The organism is Pseudomonas sp. EGD-AK9 (assembly GCF_000465935.2).
Classification (GTDB): Bacteria; Pseudomonadota; Gammaproteobacteria; order Pseudomonadales; family Pseudomonadaceae; genus Aquipseudomonas.
On the sequence record NZ_AVOF01000204.1, the window covers coordinates 1 to 6,063 of the forward strand.

Annotated in this window: 6 protein-coding genes; 3 read left to right on the plus strand and 3 right to left on the minus strand. The window is 67.4% G+C overall.

The window, feature by feature from the left end; genetic code table 11:
* Positions 1 to 335 (minus strand): DUF4389 domain-containing protein (locus N878_RS10875; RefSeq protein ID WP_021443683.1); only part of this gene is annotated, 335 nt, incomplete at its 3' end.
* A 10-nt stretch (positions 336 to 345) separates the two neighbouring features.
* Entirely contained in the window at positions 346 to 1,368 is a 1,023-nt protein-coding gene (locus N878_RS10880) for an NAD(P)H-dependent glycerol-3-phosphate dehydrogenase (RefSeq protein WP_021443684.1), read from the minus strand.
* Between the two features lie 284 nt (positions 1,369 to 1,652).
* Here N878_RS10880 and N878_RS10885 point away from each other — a divergent pair, with 284 nt between their 5' ends.
* From N878_RS10885 to fabB, 3 genes are all read left to right on the plus strand, one after another.
* A complete protein-coding gene (locus N878_RS10885; RefSeq protein WP_021443685.1) occupies positions 1,653 to 3,548 on the plus strand; it encodes a response regulator in 1,896 nt (631 codons plus the stop codon).
* A gap of 213 nt (positions 3,549 to 3,761) precedes the next feature.
* The gene (gene fabA, locus N878_RS10890; protein ID WP_021443686.1) at positions 3,762 to 4,277 is read left to right on the plus strand and encodes a 3-hydroxyacyl-[acyl-carrier-protein] dehydratase FabA; all 516 of its coding nucleotides are present in this window, start codon (positions 3,762 to 3,764) and stop codon (positions 4,275 to 4,277) included.
* 11 nt (positions 4,278 to 4,288) lie between these two features.
* Complete coding sequence (gene fabB / locus N878_RS10895; RefSeq protein ID WP_021443687.1) at positions 4,289 to 5,509, plus strand: beta-ketoacyl-ACP synthase I; 1,221 nt, start codon at positions 4,289 to 4,291, stop codon at positions 5,507 to 5,509.
* 104 nt (positions 5,510 to 5,613) lie between these two features.
* On the opposite strand, the gene N878_RS10900 is transcribed toward fabB, so the two are convergent.
* The coding region (locus N878_RS10900; RefSeq protein WP_021443688.1) for a methyl-accepting chemotaxis protein at positions 5,614 to 6,063 on the minus strand (450 nt) is incomplete at its 5' end.

The following is a 6,063-nucleotide window of genomic DNA, read 5'->3' on the forward strand; positions in this document are numbered from 1 at the left end:
TCCTCGTCGCGCACCGGGTGCGGCGCCGGCGGGATGCTATGGGCGGCCTCGCCTTGCGGCGCGCGCGGGGTCGGCCAGTCGGCGAACGGCCAGGGCTTCTCATCGCTGTTGAAGGTGCCGAAACGGCCGATCTGCATCAGGTACTGGCTGAGGCTGTCGCCGAAACCCAGCAGGCTGGCGTTCGGCGCGCCGTAGAACAGGCGATAGCCGAGTTGCAGCAGCACCACGGCGCCGAGCAGCAGCTCGGCCAGTTGCCAGACGATGACGAAGATCACCATCCACAGAATGCGCAACAGGATCGACTCGCGTTCCAGCTCCTGCTTCTCATCGTTCATCACTTGCTCCTTAGAAACCCGCGGTGGGAATGAAATCGACGTCGGTCTTGGGTTCGCCGCGCATCAGCAACTCGATCACCTGCGCCAGCGTGCGCCCCTCGAACAGGATGGCGTGCAGCCCGGCGACCAGCGGCATGTACACCTCCAGCTCCTCGGCGCGCGCCTTGAGCACCTTGAGAGTATTGACCCCTTCGGCGACTTCGCCCAGGCGCTGCACCGCCTCGTCCAGGCTGAGGCCTTCGCCGAGGGCGAAACCGACCTGATAGTTGCGGCTTTTCGGTGACGAACAGGTGACGATCAGGTCGCCCACCCCGGCCAGGCCGAGGAAGGTCATGGGGTTGGCCCCCAGCTTGACGGCGAAGCGGGTCATCTCGGCCAGGGCACGGGTGATCAGCATGCTCTTGGTGTTCTCGCCCATGCCGAGGGCCGCGGCCATGCCGGACATGATGGCGTAGACGTTCTTCAGCGCGCCGCCCAGCTCGACGCCGAAGCGGTCGGCGCTGGCGTAGACGCGAAAGGTGCGACCGTGCAGGGCCTGCTGCACGCGCAGGCAGAGCGCTTCGTCCTCGCTGGCGATCACCGTGGCGGTCAGCGCGTGCTCGGCCACTTCCTTGGCCAGGTTCGGCCCGGACAGCACGCCGATGCGCGCGTCGGGGGCGATTTCCTCGAGAATCTGGCTCATCAGCTTGAAGGTCTTGGCCTCGATGCCCTTGGTGGTGCTGATCAGCAGCTTGCCGGCGAACAATCCGGCCACCGGTTGCAGCGCCTCGCGCAGGGCGCTGGAGGGCAGCGCGACCAGCACCAGCTCGGCCTGCTGCAGGGCGCCGGTCAGGTCGCTGGTCGGTTCGATGCCCGGGTGCAGCTTGACGCCCTTGAGGTAGCGCGGATTCTCGCCGCTGCGGCGCATCTGCTCGGCCTGCTCGGGGTCGCGCATCCACTGCAGGACGCGCTGGCCGTTCTCCGCCAGCAGATTGGCCAGGGCGGTGCCGAAGCTGCCGCCGCCGAGTACGGCAATGGGTTGAAGCTCTGTCATAACACTTCCGAATGGGGCCATGCGCGATGGCGGTCTGCAGGCATTATACGGAGCCGCGAGTGACCGGCCAGGGCAAAAGTTCGCCGTGCCGCATCGGTCCCGGCGGGCAAACGCGAAATGGCGCAGAGTGCGCGCGCCTGGCGCTGGCAAAGCGCGCCGGGTCGGTTAACATGCCGGCTCGACGTAATTTGCCAAGGACGACCCGTGCCCACAGGCAGCCCCTTGCCCCGCCCTGCCCGCTACAGCCGCCGGCAGCGCCGCACTCCGACAGGGACAGTACGACCATGAGCCAGCGCCGCGGCTGGAACATCCACACGCGCACCCAGCTGATCAGCGTCGGCCCGGCCCTGCTGCTGACCCTGCTGCTGACCGGTTTTCTAACCTTCACCCGCCTGCAGGACCTGCGCCAGGAGCAGGGCCACACCGGCCAGCTGATCGCCAACCAGCTGGCCCCGGCCAGCGAGTACGGCGTGCTCAACGGCAACCTGGGCGCCCTGGAAAACCTGCTGCGCGCCACCCTGAGCACGCCGGACGTGCGCTTCGCCGAGGTGCGCGACCGCGACGACAACATCCTGGTCTACGTCGAGCGGCCCAAGGAACAGGGCCACAGCACGCCGCAGGTGGAGGTGTTCCAGGCGCCGATCCGCCTGCAGCGCCCGCCAGCCGGCGCGCAAAGTGCGGTGCCGCACGGCAAGACGCTCGCCGACGGCTACCTGGGACGGGTGGTGGTGGGCATGTCCAACGACACCTTCAACGCCCGCCAGCAGGAAATCCTGTTCAAGGCCGGGGTGCTGTCGCTGCTGGCCCTGCTGCTGACCTTCCTCCTCGCCCGCCGCCTGGCCCGCCGCCTGGCGCAGCCGCTGAGCGCCATGGGCCAGGCCCTGGAACGCATCCAGGCCGGCGACTACCGCCCGGCGCTGGCCGAGCTCGGCAACGACGAGCTGACCGACCTGGCGCGGCACATCAACGACCTCGCCAGCGCCCTGGATCGCAGCGGCCGCGAGCAGCAGCAGGCAATCGCCGAACTGATCCAGGCGCGCGAGGAATCCGAGCAGGCCAACCGCGCCAAGTCCGACTTCCTGGCGATGATGAGCCATGAGCTGCGCACGCCGATGAACGGCGTACTGGGCATGCTGCAGCTGCTGGAGACCACCAGTCTCAACGACGAGCAGGCCGAGTACGCGGCGCTGGCCACCGAATCCACCGAGCACCTGCTCAAGGTGATCAACGACATCCTCGACTTCTCCCGTATCGAGCGCGGCGCGCTGGAGCTCGAGGCCATCCCCTTCAACCTGCCGGAGCTGCTGCAGGGCTCGATCCAGGTGTTCCAGCACAGTGCCCAGCAGCGCGGCCTGCAGCTGCAACTGGACAGCCAGCCGGGGCTGGAGCAGCTGGAGATGCGCGGCGACCCCACGCGCATCCGGCAGATCCTGGTCAACCTGATCGGCAATGCGCTGAAGTTCACCGAAGATGGCGGCATCCGCGTGGAAACCCGCTGGCAACCGCTGGACGAGCAGGTGCTGTGGTTCACCTGCGCGGTGCACGACAGCGGCATCGGCATCGACGCCGAGCGCCTGGAGCACATGTTCGACGCCTTCCAGCAGGCCGATACCTCGATCTCCCGCCGCTACGGCGGCACCGGCCTCGGCCTGCCCATCGCGCGCACCCTGGCCGAGCGCATGGGCGGCACCCTGCGCGCCGAGAGCGAGGTCGGCGCCGGTTCGGTGTTCACCCTGGAGATTCCCCTGCCGTTCCGCCAGCGCAGCGAACAGGAACAGGCCAGCGAGAGCGTCAAGCCGGGCGGCGACGGCCAACCGGTGCTGCTGGTGGAGGACAACCCGGTCAACCAGACGGTGATCGAAGCCATGCTGCGCAGCCTGGGTTACCAGGTCAGCCTGGTCGGCGACGGCCAGCAGGCGCTGCACAGCTTCGCCCAGCACGATTACGCAGCGATCCTGATGGATTGCCGGCTGCCGCTGATGGACGGTTACGAAGCCACCCGGCAGATCCGCCAGCAGGCCAGAGGCCAGCAGATACCGATCATCGCCCTGACCGCCAACGCCCTGCAGGGCGACCGCGAGGCCTGCCTGGCCGCGGGGATGAACGACTACCTGGCCAAGCCCTTCAAGCGCGCGGATCTGCAACACATCCTGCAGCGCTGGCTGCCACCCCGACCATAGGCGAGTGGCAGCGGCGCGGTGGCGGGGTTACAAGGAGAAATGCCGGCGGCTGTGACAAGGCCGCGGCAGCGGAGTACAACTGTACTCACCGCGCTGTGACTTTCACCACAACGCAACAGTCTATGACTAGGCTGCCGGCAGACGCCTACCAGGCGTGGCCGGCCAGGACGATTCGCCCAGCCTTAGAAGCGTGGGGACAATTGAGGAGCTCGCATGACAAGACAAAACGCCTATACCCGGGAAGACCTGCTCGCCTGCAGCCGCGGCGAACTGTTCGGTCCGGGGAACGCGCAACTGCCCGCCCCGAACATGCTGATGATCGACCGCATCGTTCACATCAGCGAAACCGGCGGCAAGCACGGCAAGGGCGAAATCGTCGCTGAGCTCGACATCAATCCGGACCTGTGGTTCTTCGGCTGCCACTTCGAGGGCGACCCGGTCATGCCCGGCTGCCTCGGTCTCGACGCCATGTGGCAGCTGGTCGGCTTCTACCTCGGCTGGCAGGGCAACCCCGGCCGCGGCCGCGCCCTGGGTTCGGGCGAAGTGAAGTTCTTCGGCCAGGTGCTGCCGACGGCGAAGAAGGTCACCTACAACATCCATATCAAGCGCACCATCAGCCGCTCGCTGATCCTCGGCATCGCCGACGGTAGCGTCAGCGTCGACGGACGCGAGATCTACAGCGCCGAAGGCCTGCGCGTCGGCCTGTTCACCTCCACCGACAGTTTCTGAAGGACTTGCACATGCGTCGTGTAGTGATCACCGGTCTGGGCATCGTTTCCTGCCTGGGCACTGACAAAGAAGCCGTAGCCGCCAGCCTGCGTGCCGGCAAGTCGGGCATCCGTTTCAACCCGTCCTATGCCGAGATGGGCCTGCGCAGCCAGGTCTCCGGTTCGGTCGACCTGAACCTGGAAGAGCTGATCGACCGCAAGGTCTACCGTTTCATGGGCGACGCCGCCGCCTTCGCCTACCTGTCCATGGAGCAGGCGATCAAGGACGCCGGCCTCAGCGAGGAACAGGTCTCCAACCCGCGCACCGGCCTGATCGCCGGTTCCGGCGGCGCCTCCACCTTCAACCAGATGGAAGCCCTCGACATCCTGCGCGAGAAAGGCGTCAAGCGCGTCGGCCCGTACCGCGTGCCGCGCACCATGGGCAGCACCGTCTCCGCCTGCCTGGCCACGCCGTTCAAGATCAAGGGCGTGAACTACTCGATCTCCTCGGCCTGCGCCACCAGTGCTCACTGCATCGGCCACGCCATGGAACAGATCCAGATGGGCAAGCAGGACGTGGTGTTCGCCGGTGGCGGCGAAGAAGAACACTGGAGCCAGAGCTTCCTGTTCGACGCCATGGGCGCCCTCTCCACCCAGTACAACGAAACCCCGGACAAGGCCTCGCGCGCCTACGACGCCAAGCGTGACGGTTTCGTCATCGCCGGCGGCGGCGGCATGGTGGTGGTCGAGGAGCTGGAACACGCCCTGGCCCGCGGCGCGAAGATCTACGCCGAAATCGTCGGCTACGGCGCCACCAGCGACGGCTACGACATGGTCGCGCCGAGCGGCGAAGGCGCGGTGCGCTGCATGCAGCAGGCCCTGGCCACCGTCGACACGCCGATTGATTACCTCAACACCCACGGCACCTCCACCCCGGTCGGCGACGTCGCCGAGAGCCGCGCGGTGCGCGAGGTGTTCGGCGACAAGGCGCCGGCCATCAGCTCGACCAAGAGCCTGTCCGGCCACAGCCTGGGCGCCGCCGGCGTGCAGGAAGCGATCTACTGCATGCTGATGATGGAAGGTAACTTCATCGCTGCCTCGGCCAACATCGAGGAAGTCGATCCGGAACTGGCCGACCTGCCGATCCAGCTCAAGACCGTGGAGAACGCCAAGCTCGACACCGTGATGAGCAACAGCTTCGGCTTCGGCGGCACCAACGCCACCCTGGTGCTCAAGCGCTGGGCCGGCAAGTGACAGCTGCCCGGCAGTAAAGACAACGGCGCCTGCGGGCGCCGTTTTCGTTGCTGCATCAGAAAGCCTTGCGATCAGCCTGGCTCGCCGGCAGCCCCCTGTCGGCCTCAGACCTTGAAGCGCGCCACCAGGCTGTTCAGGTCCACCGCCAGGCGCGACAGCTCCTGGCTGGCGGCGCTGGTCTGGTTGGCACCGGCCGAGCTCTGCAGCGACAGGTCGCGGATGTTGACCAGGTTGCGGTCCACCTCGCGCGCCACCTGCGCCTGCTCTTCCGAGGCGCTGGCGATCACCAGATTGCGCTCGTTGATCGAGGCGATCGCCTGGGCGATCTGCTCCAGCGCCGTGCCGGCGGCCTGCGCCACCTCCAGGGTGGAACGGGCGCGGCCGTTGCTGCTGTGCATCGCCCCCACGGCCTGGTCGGTGCCGCTCTGGATGCCGCCGATCATCTGCTCGATTTCCTGGGTCGACTGCTGGGTGCGATGGGCCAGCGCCCGCACCTCGTCGGCGACCACGGCGAAGCCGCGGCCAGCGTCGCCGGCCCGCGCGGCCTCGATGGC